Below are 14,961 nucleotides of genomic sequence, written 5' to 3'. Positions count from 1 at the left end.
TAATGTTTAAACAACTGCAGGATATGGCGCTGTTTACGCTGGTGGTCGAACTGGGCAGTTTCACCGCCGCGGCGAAACGTGCCGGGTTACCTAAGTCGAGCGTGAGCCAAAGAATTAGTCACCTTGAGCAACAGTTGGGAATCCGATTACTGATGAGGACCACCCGACAGCTGAGCTTAACGTTTGCGGGTGAACGCTATCTGGTGCACTGTCAAGAGATGATTCAGGCTTCAGAACGGGCGCAGCAGTCTTTGCAAATATTGAAAGCGTCGCCCAGCGGTAGAATTCGTATTACGGCACCTGCCGGTCTGGCCATTACGCTATTGGCTCCGGTGGTGACTGATTTTCAGCGATTGTATCCTGAGGTTTCGGTTGAGGTGTATGTCTCTGACGCTATGGCCGATCTGGTGGCTTCCGGCTTTGATATTGGCATTCGAACGGGAAAACCGCAGGATTCAACGCTGATTGGCCGGTTTCTTGGCCACTATCCTCGCTATCTATTGGCATCGCCTGATTATTTGGTGCAGTCCGGGCCTATCGTTCACCCCGATCAATTGGCTGGGCACCGCTGTATTACCCATCGGGCATGGTCAGAATGTACGTTACGCAAGGATAATCAGGTTTTTCACTGGCTCCAGCCCGCCGACCACGTTACCGATAATTTACTGTATGCGCGCCAGTGCGCGATTGCCGGCGGCGGTATTGCATTCTTGCCGGCATTTTTAACCGGAGAGGCTATTGCCTGTGGGCAACTAAGGCCAGTTTTAGCCGACTGGCAGGCAGACGGTAACGATCTTTATTTGATCTACTCGGATCGTAAACTGAATATGCCAGCGCTGGATCGTTTTATTGAAACGATGATGAGCCATGCGTTAGTGGCGGGGCATTCAGCCCCTCTAAATTCGGTGAATTAACGGCTAATCCAGGCCTCTGGCCGCTCTGCGCCTGATTTGGTCAGACTGCAAAATGGTTAATGAATTGGTGAGCGGGTCAACGGCCATTTTCCACATAACGTAGGCGACATCCTTCGATGCGATTCCTTTCCATCTGCCGGGCAAAAGGCGAAATAGCGGCGCGGTAATTTGTTCAATCTGGCGAGGATTTTCCCGATGGCCGATCAGCATTGACGGGCGAAGCAGGGCTAAATGAGGCCAGTTCTGGGCAATCAGCGCCTGTTCCATCCGGCCTTTGGTCTGATTATAGAAAATCCATGAGCTGGCTTTAGCACCGATAGCGCTGACCACCAGATATTGAGCTGCGCCTAAGCGAAGGGCGGTTTTTCCGCCGTGCACCGGCAGTACCATGTCAGCAAAACGGAATGCTTCTCTGCTTCCTGCTTCTTTTAGGGTTGTTCCCAAACAGCAAAAGGCGATATCAACCGGTTCTGTTAGGGTATCTAATAGAATTTGGACATCGGGCCCTATCGGGTTGATAAGCTTCTCGCTGGTGGAAAGTAGCGGTTTGCGCGTTGGGGCATATATATGAGTAATGTAAGGATCGGATTCCAGCATGGCTAACAGTTGGCCGCCGATTAATCCCGTAGCACCAAGCAATAGGACTTTTTTTGTCATTGGCGTTCTCCTGAAAATATGGATTGAACCGCGTTGAAGTACGCCACTGATAGGGCGACGTTTTTAAGCAAAGAGTGCTCCGGGCCTGACATAATTATAACGCCCCTAATGGGGCGTTATGGTTGACTGCTTTAAGCATAGATCGGAAATTACTTGATCATCTTCTTATACTTAATGCGGTGTGGCTCAAGGGCTTCTGCACCCATGGTGCGCTTTTTCCACTCTTCGTATTCGGTAAAGTTACCTTCGAAGAATTCAACTTTACCTTCATCACCGTAGTCCAGAATATGGGTGGCGATTCGGTCAAGGAACCAGCGGTCATGGGAAATAACCATCGCACAGCCCGGGAACTCTAACAGGGCGTTTTCCAGCGCACGCAGGGTTTCAATGTCCAAATCGTTGGTTGGCTCATCGAGTAGCAACATATTGCCGCCAACCTGTAGCAGTTTGGCTAAATGCAGACGGCCACGCTCACCGCCGGACAGTTCTCCAACTCGCTTACCCTGATCGACGCCTTTAAAGTTAAAACGGCCAACGTAGGCACGGCTTGGCATTTCAAAGTTGCCAATGCGCATGATGTCTTGACCGCCGGATACTTCTTCCCAAACGGTTTTACCGTTATTCATGTTGTCACGGAACTGATCGACCGAGGCAAGCTGTACGGTTTCACCTAAGCTGATGTCGCCTGAATCTGGCTGCTCTTGGCCGGAAAGCATACGGAACAGCGTTGATTTACCCGCACCGTTAGGGCCAATGATACCGACAATGGCGCCTTTCGGAATGGCAAAAGTCAGGCCATCAATCAGCAGGCGGTCACCGTAAGACTTGGTCAGGTTATTCACTTCCAGCACCTTGTCGCCTAAGCGCTGGCCCGGTGGAATAAACAGTTCACTGGTTTCGTTACGTTTTTGATATTCAACGCTGTTAAGTTCTTCAAAGCGGGCCAGACGAGCTTTACCTTTGGATTGACGGCCTTTCGCACCCTGACGAACCCACTCCAGCTCTTTCTGAATTGACTTGCGGCGTGCCGCTTCAGAAGAGGCTTCTTGCTCCAGACGCTGATCTTTCTGTTCCAGCCATGAGGAGTAGTTACCTTCCCACGGAATGCCTTCACCGCGGTCGAGTTCAAGGATCCAACCGGCAACGTTATCGAGGAAGTAGCGGTCATGGGTAATGGCCACAACGGTGCCTTCATAGTCGTGCAGGAAGCGTTCTAACCATGCTACCGATTCGGCATCAAGGTGGTTGGTTGGCTCATCGAGCAGCAGCATATCTGGTTTTTCCAGCAGCAGCTGGCAAATGGCCACGCGACGGCGTTCACCGCCCGACAGATGCTCAATGCGGGCATCCCAAGGGGGCAGGCGCAGGGCATCTGCCGCACGCTCCAACTGGTGGTCAAGGTTATGGCCGTCGTGCGATTGAATGATTCCTTCCAGCACGCCCTGTTCTTTAGCCAGCTTATCAAAGTCGGCATCGGGCTCAGCATACGCAGCATAAACTTCGTCTAAGCGGGTTAGGGCATTTTTGACTTCGCTAACCGCTTCTTCAACCGCTTCACGAACCGTTTGGTTCATATTGAGCTGAGGTTCTTGCGGCAAGTAGCCGATTTTAATACCGGGATGCGGGCGTGCTTCGCCTTCAATGTCGGTATCGATACCGGCCATAATGCGCAGCAGTGTGGATTTACCTGAACCGTTCAGACCCAGCACGCCAATTTTGGCCCCAGGGAAAAAGCTCAGGGAGATATTTTTTAGAATATGTCGCTTCGGAGGGACGACCTTTCCGACCCGATGCATAGTATAGACGTATTGTGCCACTGTTCTTCAAGCCTCGTTATGACTACTTTGTTAACTATCCATAATCTATACGCTAGACGTTTAAAGCTGCGGCGGCGTTAGTGCGCCCGAATGACTGACCTGAGCAGGTTATCGGGTTTGTTTCATTTTCGGCCTTACTGCAACTTCAACTATTCTGAGTATATATGGGGCATAGATAGGTCATTATGCCCTAAATCTGACAGAATCACTGCTATATGATTAACGGGAGTACCGTGACTACTCGCTATTTTTTATTATTCATCTGATTGTATGCTTTATCTGGCAAGGCGATATCACGAGAAACAAAATTTGCGCGACGTTTCCAGATTTTTGATTTTTTACCTTTTTGTCTCGGTTTCAGGCGTTAGAATACAATAGTTGGATTGATAATGAGCGAAATTGAATATTGGCTGTCTTAATACCCTGCGCGTCATCCTCGTTATTACATGAAGATTAAGACGACAAATTTAGGGCAGTGGGCCGACATTGAGTCGAAATCTCTTATACTCAATGGGCGCGGTATTGCGTGAATACAGTAAATATCAGTAACGAATGACAGGATAAGTGAGGATGTTTGTGACGGATAATTGGCGTAACTTTATGAAGAAAAGTACATTCTTGGCTGGCGTAATGATAGTGATGGCGGCCAACAGCGTATGGGCCGATTCGTTGAATGCTCAACGTGAGCGCTATCAACAGGTTAAACAGGCGTGGGATAGCAAACAAATGGATGAGGTGTCCCGCCTGATGCCGACGCTGAGCGCTTACCCGCTTTATCCTTACCTTGAATATCGTCAACTCACTCAAGACTTAAGCTCCCTATCGGTAGCGGATGCCGGTAAATTTACGGCGCGCTACCCTACGTTGCCTCTGACAAGAAACTTACAAAACAACTTTATCAATGAGTTGGCTAACCGTCAGGACTGGTCAGGTATTTTACAATTTGCACCTGATGCCCCTCATTTAGTGGCTGCGCGCTGTAACTATTTCTATGCTAAATGGTCTACCGGCGAAAAGCAGGCAGCTTACGATGAGGCTAAAAATATATGGTTGAGTTCAAAGTCGTTACCCGCTTCCTGCGATAAGCTATTCGCTGAATGGCGTAATGCCGGAAACCAGACCGCATTGACCACGCTAGAGCGTATCAGCATCGCCAGTCAGGCTGGCAATGAGCCGTTAGTCAGTTCATTGATAGCACAGCTTCCTGCCAGCTATAAAACTATCGGTGATGCGCTCAGTAAGTTACAAAAAGATCCTGCCAACGTAGCGTCTTTTTCCCGTGATTTTTCCCCAACCGATTTTACTCGTGAAGAAACTCGTCTGGCTTTCGCTAAGCTGGCCCGTAAAGATGTAGAGCAAGCCAGAGCCATTTTGCCTCAGGTTTCCCGCCAGCAAAAAATGAGTAGTGAGGAACATCAGGGGCTAGAAAACATTATTGCCGGTCGTCTGATGGATAACAGCGTGACCAGCGAGCAGGCTTCGTGGCGCGATGAGACGCTTGCCAAAGGCGGTAGTGATGACCTCGTTGAGCGTCGAATTCGTTTGTCGCTAAGTAATGGTGATAAGAAAGGAGTCGCCAAATGGATTGCCAAATTGCCTCAAAGCGTTGCGGCGAAAGACGAGTGGTGCTACTGGTATGCTGACGGATTGCTGGAAAACGGCCAGCGTACGGAAGGTGAAACGGTCTTGCGTGAGCTGACTAAGGCGAGGGGATTCTACCCGATGGTCGCCGCCCAGCGTTTGGGTATTAGCTATCCGGTGCAGATGGATAAGGCGGTCAAATACACGCAGGCATTAATACAGCGTCCTGAAGTCGATCGGGTGCGTGAACTGATGTATTGGGGGTTGGATAACTTAGCCCGCAATGAGTGGAGTAACCTGATTTTAAGCCTTGATAAACCAGAACAAGAAGGGTTAGCTCGTTATGCCTACGAGCAGGACTGGGCTGATTTAAGCGTACAGGCAACGATTGTGGCTAAGCTATGGGATCACATTGAGGAACGTTTCCCGTTGGCTTACCCCAACCTATTTAAAGCATCCACCAATGATAAAAGCATTGGCATTTCATTCGCGATGGCAATTGCTCGCCAAGAGAGCGCATGGAATCCTCAGGCCCAGTCGCCGGTCGGAGCCAGAGGCTTAATGCAGCTTATGCCAGCAACGGCTAAGCAAATAGCTAAACAAAGCGATATTACTCATTACAGCAATACCAGTCAGCTTTTTGATCCTGAAACCAATATTCAGTTAGGAACCAGCTATCTGGAACACACTTATCAGACCTTTGACCAAAACCGTATCTTAGCGGCGGCAGCCTATAACGCTGGCCCTAATCGGGTAAGGTCATGGTTGGATAACAGTGCCGGTCGGCTCGATGCTGTCGCCTTTGTTGAGAGCATTCCGTTTAATGAAACCCGTGGCTATGTGAAGAATGTTTTAGCCTATGACCTGTTTTATCGCAGCTTTATGAATAAGTCGCCGATCGTGATGACGGATAACGAGTGGGAACGCCGTTATTGATTTGGTACTGAGCGGCATACTTTAGTTATGCCGTTTTTAGCTGGCTTATGCTATCGTACTAGCAAGATAGTTCATCGTCCGGAGTAGAAATAATGTCAGACCAACATCGCCAGCTTGAGTGGCAAGGCTTTATTACGTTATTACAACAGGCCTTTTGTGATGGGAATCAACAGGATCTATTACAGCTTCTGCTAACTCCTGACGAGCGTGAAGCATTGGGAACTCGGGTTCGAATTATTGAGGAACTGATGCGCGGAAAAATGAGCCAGCGCGAATTGAAAAGTGAACTTGGTGCCGGTATTGCCACCATTACCCGTGGTTCAAACAGCCTTAAAATGGCTAACCCAGAGTTCAAAAGCTGGCTTGAAGCTGCGCTGTTAGGCAATGAAGACGCTAAACCAGATTAAGCATGAAATAGAATAAACCACAAACATTGTTCAATCGGATTTTACTTTGCGGGTATGATTAACCGCGCAGGATTTAGTTAATTCGGGTTTGATAAATTTCATTATGGAAGGGTACAAAGGCTAGAAGCAGAGCCTGTTGATAAACGCTGGTACGGGAAAGTTTACCTTGGGTAAACAGGCCAATGGCTCCGCCTTGTTGCTTAATATTTTTTATTCCGGTCAAGGTAGCCATTTCGTCACCAAGCTCTTTTCCTTCATACAGGCTTTTTAAAATAACCGGTGGAAGGATCAGGCTTGCCGAACGGGCTTCACCGCGACAATGATTATTTTCGATAACAATCCACGCAAAGGTCATTTCGTCATCAATGCCTGCTTCAATGCCAATCCAGAAGTCGGCTTCCGGGCGGACCTGACGGGCAGACATTACTCGATGTCGGGCTCCGGTTCTGGTTTCTTTATCGCCCATCGGTTGATTAGGAACTCCGCTATTGACTTCAACGCTTTCGATCCTGCAACTGTCAGGGCCAAATAGTTCAGTGAAGGTCAGGCTAATGGCATTTATTTTTGCAGGGTTAGTTGTCGCGGCAATCACGTGATACATAGTTAAATCAAGATAGTAAGAAAACAGTCTCCACAGTATAACGGATAACATGCATGACACAGGTATACTTAATTCGACATGGTGAAACAGAATGGAACGTTGCTCGCAAAATTCAAGGGCAAACGGACAGCAATTTAACTGAAATGGGTGAGACTCAGGCCCGTCAGGCAGGGCGGAGGTTAAAGGATCTTGGCATCACTCATATCATTGCCAGCGATCTGGGTCGTACTCGTCAAACCGCGGCGCTTTTGGCTGAATATTGCCGGATTGAGCCCACTTATGATTCTCGCCTGCGTGAACTGAACATGGGCATTCTTGAACGGCGCGATATCGACTCGCTGACGCCGGCAGAAGAACAACACCGCCAATTGATTCTTGATGGAACCCCCGATGGCCGTATTCCCGAAGGTGAATCGTTAACTGAGCTTTCTGCGCGTATGCGTGCCGTGCTTGATGAGTGCAAGAGCTTACCGGAAGGCAGTAAAGCGTTACTGGTTAGCCATGGTATTGCGTTGGGTAGCTTATTGGGTAACGTTTTAGGCTTACCGCCTTACGCTGAGCGTCGTTTACGTTTGAAAAATTGCTCTCTGTCGTTAGTCGAGAGCCAGAATAGCCCATGGCTTGCGCCCGGTTGGGTGGTTGAATTTGCCGGGGATACCCAGCATTTAACCGCCGATGCGCTTGATGAAATCCAGCGTTAACGCTGGATTGGGATCATGTATTCGCCGTCAATAATCGGTGGGATGTCGTCACCTATTCTTTTACCACTCTTAGGATGAAATATCTCGATGTCATATCCTTTGCGGCGAGTAAGCTTTAATAAAGGTAAACACGTTCCATAGAGGGTTAGGACAAACTGCGAAAGCCCGTCCGGTGGTCCGTTATAGCGAAAGAGGGCATATTCACCGCCCTGTAGCGCAATAGAATGCCCTTCTACACCCTGAGGTACGTGCTGGGGTTCCAGTGCCGTAGTGTAAAACACTTCCTGTTCGTCATCTTTTTCCTGACTAGGCCGTGAATGATTCAAGCCGTATAACACCGGCGGGACTTCAATCGGTTGGTTGCCTAGGTATTGATGCCAGAACTGTAATCGAATTTTAGCTTTTGACTGGAACAATTGTTCAAGAGTACAGGTGTAGCTTTGAGTTATTCCGATAAGCAACTTATCTTCTAGCATGACGTACTCAACGGGGAACAGGTTATTTCCCGATAGTTTGATCGGCGGACAAATACCGACAGCACTCCACGTATCGGCCCGACGATAAAAGGCCGGAGTCTGAGCAAACTGCTTTTTAAACGCGCGGGTAAACGTTTGTTGGGAATCAAAACGATATTGTAGTGCCACATCAAGGATTGGGCGGGCCGTAAGCCTTAATGCCACAGCAGCCTTAGACAATCGCCGTGCTCTGATATAAGAACCGATTGCCTGACCCGTGATCTCTTTGAACATTCTCTGTAGGTGCCACTTGGAATAACCTGACTTGGCTGCGACATTGTCCAGTGATAGCGGTTGATCCAAATGACTTTCGAGCCAGTCTAAAAGATCGTGAATAATACTGGCCTGATCCATAAAAACATCCTCATCAACTAGGCGGAATACCTATAGAATTTATGTAACTATGCTGTTTTATTTTACTTAGGCTGTAACTTAGCGTGATTACGGAACAATTTAAATATTTTTAACAAAAGAATACTATTTAATCGTTCGATAAAATACGCCAAAAGCGGTCGCGTGCCGTGCCGTGGTTATAGCTGTGGCTTAGGGCGGTTTGAAGCATGATAGCAATTTTTCAGCATCGTATTCCATGCCTATTTGTCAGAAGTTGATAAACAGGGCTAATATGATTAAGACTCCATAGCGACATTATTTAGAAATTTAGTTGTTCAATGGATGTTGTAATTAATCCCGTTTCACTGGAGATAATGAGTGAGAAAGGTCATTCCGTTATTTTGTTGTTTGACAATATTCAGCCCGCTGCTGGCGAATGCCGAGCAAATCGGTTCGGTTGATACTGTATTTAAAATGTTAGGTCCGGATCATAAAATTGTCATTGAAGCATTTGACGATCCAGAGGTTCAAAATGTGACCTGCTACCTAAGCCGGGCTAAAACTGGTGGTATTAAAGGTGGTTTAGGGTTGGCTGAGGATACTGCTGATGGCGCTTTGTCTTGCATTCAAATCGGTCCGATAGCGCTGAGTGATAAAATTAAGAATCGTCAATCGGATGGTGAGACCGTGTTTCGCAAACGGACATCGCTTGTTTTTAAATCTATGCAGGTAGTCCGGTTTTACGATGATAAAAGGAATACGCTGATTTATCTGGTTTATTCTGACAAGGTGGTTGATGGTTCTCCTAAAAATGCGATCAGTACGGTACCTATAATTCCATGGTCATCGGCACAAAACCCGTAGGCTGTGGCTGATTTGATAGAGCAGATATAAAAAGACCAGTGCATTGGCACTGGTCTTTTTAAATGATACTGATGAAGTTAGTATTACTCTTCTAAATCACCGCAGAAACGGTAACCTTCGCCATGGATAGTAGCGATAATCTCTGGGGTGTCTGGCGTTGATTCGAAATGTTTACGAATACGGCGAATGGTAACGTCAACGGTGCGATCGTGAGGTTTTAGCTCACGGCCAGTCATCTTTTTCAGCAGTTCTTCGCGAGACTGTATTTTTCCCGGATTTTCACAGAAATGTAGCATCGCGCGAAACTCGCTGCGCGGTAACTTAAACATTTCACCGCTAGGATCGACCAGAGAACGGCTATTGATATCTAGAGTCCAACCGTTGAATCTGTAGTTCTCAACCAGTTTACGTTCTTCACCGCTCACCGCGCCTAAATTCATAGTACGGGATAATAGATTGCGAGCACGGATAGTCAGTTCACGAGGATTAAATGGTTTGGTGATGTAATCATCCGCGCCGATTTCTAACCCTAAGATCTTATCTACTTCGTTATCTCTGCCGGTTAAGAACATTAGGGCAACGGCAGCTTGTTCACGTAGTTCACGCGCTAACAGCAAACCATTTTTACCCGGCAGGTTGATATCCATGATGACCAAATTGATATTGTGGTCGGATAAAATCCGATGCATTTCGGCACCATCATTGGCTTCAAAGACAACGTATCCTTCCGCCTCGAAAATGCTCTTTAATGTGTTACGAGTTACTAACTCGTCTTCAACGATCAGGATATGCGGGGTTTGCATGTCTGTTACCTAATTTGCCAACAAAATCAAATTTAATATTACAGAAGTTATGTTCAAGCAAGTCGGCAGACGCTCAAACTTACTACTGCAGTATAAGGGACGAATCCCGATTTTTTTCAAATTTCAACACAATCGCTGGTTCGGGGTCGGCCAAGGCAACTACCTAAAAATACCTGTGATTTGTTAAAACTGATAATTTAACTACCTTAGTGTAGCAGCAATATAGCAGGTGTCTTGCTTTTGCCGATCAACAAAATTGTGGCTTGTTGATATATATCAATAATAGTTATAGCACATTAGTGGATTTGTGAGAAAAATCTACAAAAACAATCAAATTGCACCGTGCTTCTTGACGATTTTTTACATATGCACCCGATTTATCTCTCTGTTTCCACCGGATATTTTTCCTAATACGGCTAAAGTTGCTGGAAAAAGAGTTAGAAGTTTATTTGGCGTAACTCAGTATTAATTGCGGAATCTTTGTTAGCAACTTTTTAGCTATAATTTATTAGACCCCCGTATCTTACAAGGAAATAAGCTCGATACTCAATGAGAGATTAACGATATTTCTGGTATTTGATGCCAAATCTTCTTGCGTAGTGATAATCGTTGTAGCCTAAAACGTACTGTTTAATATCATGAATATTCAAGAAAACGTGCGTTCATTCCTATATTGATTGTGACTAATTAATATTGTCATTAAGAATATTTTGTTATATTTCAAATGGTTATTTTTGGTTTTCATTTTCAATTAAATCAATTTTCTATGGTTGAATGAACGGGAGTCAATGAACTAATCGAGTGGCTACAATATTTATTTAATATCTAGAAATGAGTATTCATTCTATATATTTTTTACTGCGTTCAATATCAATCTACATCACCCTATTATGGTGAGATACGAAAGTGGTCAGATGTGATTGCAACCGGTTTGCTATTAATCACAAAGTAATATTGTAATTTTGGTGGTATTAAAGCTGTTTATTTTGCCAGTCACCTTATTTTTCAATCTTATGTTGGATTTTTGATTTATTCATTGGATTTTTATTCTGTTATTTGTCGGTTACTCATTGATTCAACATTCATTCATTTAGAAAACACTGGCTATCTGAATACCAGTTTATTCATGTAGTTATTAGGAAAATTTAAAGAAAGAAAAGCTTTTGCTGTGACAATTCTAATTGTGGAATTAGCTAGAAATTCTTGAGTGAGCTAAGTAAAGTGGCCTCAGATTTGTTAATTCACGTAGTGGAAGCGTATGCAGTTTCATATCATTTTGGTTTCACCTGCCCGGCCAGAGAACGTAGGGGCTGCGGCTAGGGCGATGAAAACCATGGGGTTCACCTCGCTGAGAATTGTCAACAGCGATGCCCATCTGCAGCCGCCAGCACGCTGGGTGGCTCATGGCTCTGGCGATATCTTAGATAACGCGGTTTGCTTTAATACCCTTGAGGATGCCCTAAGTGATGTGACTTTTAGCGTCGCGTCAACTGCCCGAAGCCGTGCTCACTATCACTATTATTGTTCTCCCGTTGAGCTTGCCGCGCAGCTCATTGAGAGAAAAGCATGGTTATCCGATGTGGCAATTATCTTTGGCCGTGAAGACTCTGGGCTAACGAACGATGAGCTGGCTTTGGCAGATATACTGACCGGTGTACCCATGAAGGCTGATTATCCATCATTGAATCTGGGACAGGCGGTGATGGTTTATTGCTATCAGTTGGCGGATTTGATCGCTCAGCCAGACCAGCACGTTAAATCAAACGTTCCAGATCAAAAGCAGTATTTAACCCTCAGGCTGAGGATGTATCAGCTATTAGAAAAGCTAAACGTGGCTGATGATGAAAAACTCTCACAATGGATACAACAACGCATCGGTTTTTGCGAACAGCGGGATGTGGCAATGCTCCATCGCTTGCTGAATGATATTGAAAAACGGTTATGATTGGCTGATTATTTGTCACTTTTGAACAATGATGCAATATTTGTGCATTGATATTTAACAAGATTATATTAAATTTAGCTTATTTTTACACATCTCATTGATTTTAAAACGGGTCTGTTCTACTTTAACTGCTCGCCAATTTAAGTCGTAACGACTAATTTGGTTAGAATTTCAAAAAATAATTGACACTTTATTCTATTTGCTTTAACCGTAGATAGAGTAAATTGAAACCCTTAGAGACAGATATGCAAAACGTCAGCCTGATTATTACAACGACCACCACCGATACTATTAGTAGCGGGGCGGGCTGACGCTTAAATAAAATAAAAAAGCCCGCACCGAAGAATCGAGTGCGGGTTTTTTTTTGCAATATTTTTAAACAATGCTTTTAAATAATGGCGTGAATAACGGAAGGGGAGGCCAAGAAATGCGAGTTCTGAAATTTGGCGGTACATCAGTAGCAAATGCCGAACGCTTTATGCGCGTAGCGGATATCATTGAAAATAATGCACGTCAGGGTCAGGCCGCAACGGTACTGTCTGCTCCGGCAAAAATTACCAATCATCTGGTTGCCATGATTGAGAAAACCGTGGCTGGTCAAGATGTTGTCACTAATATGCTGGATGCGCAGCAAATTTTTGCCGAGCTTCTTCAGGGACTATCCGTCGATCAGCCGGGGTTTGATTACCCTAGGCTTAAAAGCTTTGTTGAACATGAATTTGCTCAGCTCAAGCACGTATTGCACGGTATATCGCTGTTAGGCCAGTGTCCGGACAGCGTGAATGCCTCGATTATTAGCCGGGGTGAGAAGCTTTCTATCGCCATTATGGAGTCTGTATTTCAGGCCAGAGGATATGGCGTTACCGTCATTAACCCGGTGGCTATGCTATTGGCGCATGGCCACTATTTAGAGTCAACCGTTGATATTGTTGAGTCAACCAGACGTTTGGTTGAGCTAGGTATTCCCAAAGATCACGTTATTTTGATGGCCGGTTTTACGGCGGGTAATGAGAAAGGGGAACTGGTCGTGTTAGGCCGAAATGGTTCAGATTACTCTGCCGCAGTACTTGCCGCCTGTTTGCGCGCTGACAGCTGTGAGATATGGACCGACGTTGACGGTGTATATACCTGTGACCCACGATCGGTGCCCAGTGCAAAGCTGCTGAAGTCAATGTCCTATCAAGAAGCGATGGAGCTGTCTTATTTTGGCGCCAAAGTTCTTCATCCCCGCACTATCGCGCCTATTGCCCAGTTCCAAATTCCCTGCCTGATAAAAAATACGGCCAATCCGCAGGCTCCGGGTACGCTAATCAGCCGTGAGAGCGGCGATGACCGTTATCCGGTTAAAGGCATCACTAATCTGAATAATATGGCGATGATTAACGTCTCCGGCCCCGGCATGAAAGGTATGGTTGGTATGGCCGCCAGGGTTTTTTCTGTGATGTCCCGGGCCGGTATTTCTGTGGTACTGATTACCCAGTCGTCATCGGAATACAGTATTAGCTTTTGCGTGCATCAGAGTGAACTATCCCGTGCCCGTAAGTCTTTAGAAGATGAATTCTATTTAGAGCTCAAAGATGGTTTACTCGATCCGCTGGATGTGATTGAGAAGCTGGCGATTATCTCGGTCATTGGCGATAACATGCGCACTCAGCGTGGCATGTCTGCCCGCTTCTTCACTGCATTAGCGCGGGCTAATATTAACATCGTAGCCATTGCTCAGGGTTCTTCCGAACGTTCTATTTCTGCCGTAGTGAATAACGACTCGGCAACAATGGCCGTCAGAGCCAGCCATCAGGTACTGTTCGATACGCATCAGGTGATCGATCTCTTCTTGATCGGCGTTGGTGGCGTCGGCGGTGCGCTATTAGATCAGATCCACCGTCAGCAGCAGTGGCTAAAGCGTAAAAATATCGAGCTTCGGGTGTGCGGTATTGCCAACTCTCGCGGCATGGTAACCAATACCTTGGGTATCGAAATGGATAGCTGGCGCAAGGCGTTAGCTGCCGCTCAGGAACCGTTTAATCTGGGTCGCTTAATTCGCATGGTAAAAGACTATCATCTGTTGAATCCGGTGATTGTTGACTGTACTTCAAGTCAGGATATTTCGTCTCAATATGCGGACTTCCTTGCCGATGGTTTCCACGTGATTACCCCAAATAAAAAGGCTAACACGGGGTCAATGAATTATTACCATCAGCTGCGTCAGGCGGCCAGCGTTGGCAACCGTAAATTTCTTTATGACACCAACGTCGGCGCTGGCCTGCCGGTGATAGAAAACTTACAGAACCTGCTCAATGCTGGCGATGAACTGATGCGTTTCTCAGGTATCCTTTCTGGTTCCCTGTCCTTTGTTTTCGGTATGCTTGAAGAGGGCATGAGCCTGTCAGAGGCCACTAAACTGGCTAAACATAAAGGCTATACTGAGCCGGATCCTCGCGATGATCTATCGGGTATGGATGTTGCCAGAAAGCTACTGATTCTGGCTCGTGAAGCCGGTTATTCGTTAGAGCTAGATCAGATTAACGTTGAATCAGTATTGCCGGATTCATTTGACGCCAGCGGTGATGTTGATAGCTTTATGCAACGTTTGTCGCAGCTTGACGGTGATTTTTCACAGCGCGTTACGCTGGCAGCCCAGCAGGGTAAAGTGTTACGTTATGTTGGCATGATTGACGATGGTCAGTGCCATGTGAAGATCGATGCCGTAGATGGAAACGATCCATTGTTTAAAATTAAAAACGGCGAGAACGCGCTGGCATTTTATACTCGTTATTACCAACCGCTGCCGTTAGTTCTGCGTGGCTACGGTGCGGGTAACGATGTTACCGCAGCGGGCGTATTCGCTGATATTCTGCGTACCTTATCAGGCAAGCTGGGAGTTTAA

At 46.3% G+C, this 14,961-nt stretch carries 12 protein-coding genes and 1 other annotated feature; of the genes, 7 read left to right on the top strand and 5 right to left on the bottom strand.

Translation table 11 applies throughout. From position 1 onward, the window contains the following. Positions 1–2 precede the first annotated feature (2 nt). Positions 3–914 (top strand): LysR family transcriptional regulator, encoded by a 912-nt coding sequence (locus tag GVI43_RS03580; RefSeq protein WP_159565373.1) that lies wholly within the window; start codon positions 3–5, stop codon positions 912–914. Between the two features lie 3 nt (positions 915–917). Here GVI43_RS03580 and GVI43_RS03575 read toward each other — a convergent pair whose 3' ends face one another. Both GVI43_RS03575 and ettA read right to left on the bottom strand, forming a co-directional pair. Then, a complete protein-coding gene (locus GVI43_RS03575) occupies positions 918–1,571 on the bottom strand; it encodes a Rossmann-fold NAD(P)-binding domain-containing protein (RefSeq protein WP_159565372.1) in 654 nt (217 codons plus the stop codon). Positions 1,572–1,720: 149 nt separating this feature from the next. Then, complete coding sequence (ettA, locus tag GVI43_RS03570) at positions 1,721–3,388, bottom strand: energy-dependent translational throttle protein EttA (RefSeq protein WP_159565371.1); 1,668 nt, start codon at positions 3,386–3,388, stop codon at positions 1,721–1,723. 600 nt (positions 3,389–3,988) lie between these two features. Between ettA and sltY the strand changes: the two genes are divergently transcribed. Further along, entirely contained in the window at positions 3,989–5,905 is a 1,917-nt protein-coding gene (gene sltY, locus GVI43_RS03565; RefSeq protein WP_159565370.1) for a murein transglycosylase, read from the top strand. A 92-nt stretch (positions 5,906–5,997) separates the two neighbouring features. After that, positions 5,998–6,312 (top strand): trp operon repressor, encoded by a 315-nt coding sequence (trpR, locus tag GVI43_RS03560; RefSeq protein WP_159565369.1) that lies wholly within the window; start codon positions 5,998–6,000, stop codon positions 6,310–6,312. A gap of 73 nt (positions 6,313–6,385) precedes the next feature. Here trpR and yjjX read toward each other — a convergent pair whose 3' ends face one another. After that, entirely contained in the window at positions 6,386–6,913 is a 528-nt protein-coding gene (yjjX, locus tag GVI43_RS03555) for an inosine/xanthosine triphosphatase (RefSeq protein ID WP_159565467.1), read from the bottom strand. Positions 6,914–6,966: 53 nt separating this feature from the next. On the opposite strand from yjjX, the gene gpmB reads away from it, so the two are divergent. Then, positions 6,967–7,614 (top strand): 2,3-diphosphoglycerate-dependent phosphoglycerate mutase GpmB, encoded by a 648-nt coding sequence (gene gpmB / locus GVI43_RS03550; RefSeq protein ID WP_159565368.1) that lies wholly within the window; start codon positions 6,967–6,969, stop codon positions 7,612–7,614. Here gpmB and robA read toward each other — a convergent pair. After that, positions 7,611–8,483 (bottom strand): MDR efflux pump AcrAB transcriptional activator RobA, encoded by an 873-nt coding sequence (gene robA / locus GVI43_RS03545; protein ID WP_159565367.1) that lies wholly within the window; start codon positions 8,481–8,483, stop codon positions 7,611–7,613. The two genes, gpmB and robA, sit on opposite strands and share 4 nt — an antisense overlap. Before the next feature lie 369 nt (positions 8,484–8,852). Between robA and creA the strand changes: the two genes are divergently transcribed. Further along, positions 8,853–9,326, top strand: coding sequence for a protein CreA (gene creA / locus GVI43_RS03540; RefSeq protein WP_425482118.1), 474 nt, complete (start codon positions 8,853–8,855; stop codon positions 9,324–9,326). A gap of 83 nt (positions 9,327–9,409) precedes the next feature. Here creA and arcA read toward each other — a convergent pair whose 3' ends face one another. Continuing rightward, positions 9,410–10,129 (bottom strand): two-component system response regulator ArcA, encoded by a 720-nt coding sequence (gene arcA / locus GVI43_RS03535; RefSeq protein WP_159565365.1) that lies wholly within the window; start codon positions 10,127–10,129, stop codon positions 9,410–9,412. A 1,258-nt stretch (positions 10,130–11,387) separates the two neighbouring features. Here arcA and GVI43_RS03530 point away from each other — a divergent pair. Together GVI43_RS03530 and thrA are read left to right on the top strand one after the other, a co-directional pair. Then, positions 11,388–12,074, top strand: a complete 687-nt coding sequence (locus GVI43_RS03530) for a tRNA/rRNA methyltransferase (RefSeq protein WP_159565364.1) — start codon at positions 11,388–11,390, stop codon at positions 12,072–12,074. Between the two features lie 252 nt (positions 12,075–12,326). Continuing rightward, positions 12,327–12,441: a sequence feature (Thr leader region), on the top strand. Between the two features lie 60 nt (positions 12,442–12,501). After that, the gene (gene thrA / locus GVI43_RS03525; protein ID WP_159565363.1) at positions 12,502–14,961 is read left to right on the top strand and encodes a bifunctional aspartate kinase/homoserine dehydrogenase I; all 2,460 of its coding nucleotides are present in this window, start codon (positions 12,502–12,504) and stop codon (positions 14,959–14,961) included.

The sequence above is a fragment of the Budvicia diplopodorum genome, from assembly GCF_009800925.1.
GTDB classification, from domain to species: domain Bacteria; phylum Pseudomonadota; class Gammaproteobacteria; order Enterobacterales; family Enterobacteriaceae; genus Budvicia; species Budvicia diplopodorum.
Note: the sequence above shows the minus strand (reverse complement) of the source record. Positions and strands in the feature narration are given on the sequence as shown.

What these genes read in the sequence shown, in the direction of transcription:
- GVI43_RS03580 (WP_159565373.1), top strand. Translation starts at nt 3, where the DNA reads ATGTTTAAACAACTGCAGGATATGGCGCTGTTTACGCTGGTGGTCGAA.
- GVI43_RS03575 (WP_159565372.1), bottom strand. Translation starts at nt 1,571, where the DNA reads ATGACAAAAAAAGTCCTATTGCTTGGTGCTACGGGATTAATCGGCGGC.
- sltY (WP_159565370.1), top strand. Translation starts at nt 3,989, where the DNA reads ATGAAGAAAAGTACATTCTTGGCTGGCGTAATGATAGTGATGGCGGCC.
- trpR (WP_159565369.1), top strand. Translation starts at nt 5,998, where the DNA reads ATGTCAGACCAACATCGCCAGCTTGAGTGGCAAGGCTTTATTACGTTA.
- yjjX (WP_159565467.1), bottom strand. Translation starts at nt 6,913, where the DNA reads ATGTATCACGTGATTGCCGCGACAACTAACCCTGCAAAAATAAATGCC.
- gpmB (WP_159565368.1), top strand. Translation starts at nt 6,967, where the DNA reads ATGACACAGGTATACTTAATTCGACATGGTGAAACAGAATGGAACGTT.
- robA (WP_159565367.1), bottom strand. Translation starts at nt 8,483, where the DNA reads ATGGATCAGGCCAGTATTATTCACGATCTTTTAGACTGGCTCGAAAGT.
- arcA (WP_159565365.1), bottom strand. Translation starts at nt 10,129, where the DNA reads ATGCAAACCCCGCATATCCTGATCGTTGAAGACGAGTTAGTAACTCGT.
- GVI43_RS03530 (WP_159565364.1), top strand. Translation starts at nt 11,388, where the DNA reads ATGCAGTTTCATATCATTTTGGTTTCACCTGCCCGGCCAGAGAACGTA.
- thrA (WP_159565363.1), top strand. Translation starts at nt 12,502, where the DNA reads ATGCGAGTTCTGAAATTTGGCGGTACATCAGTAGCAAATGCCGAACGC.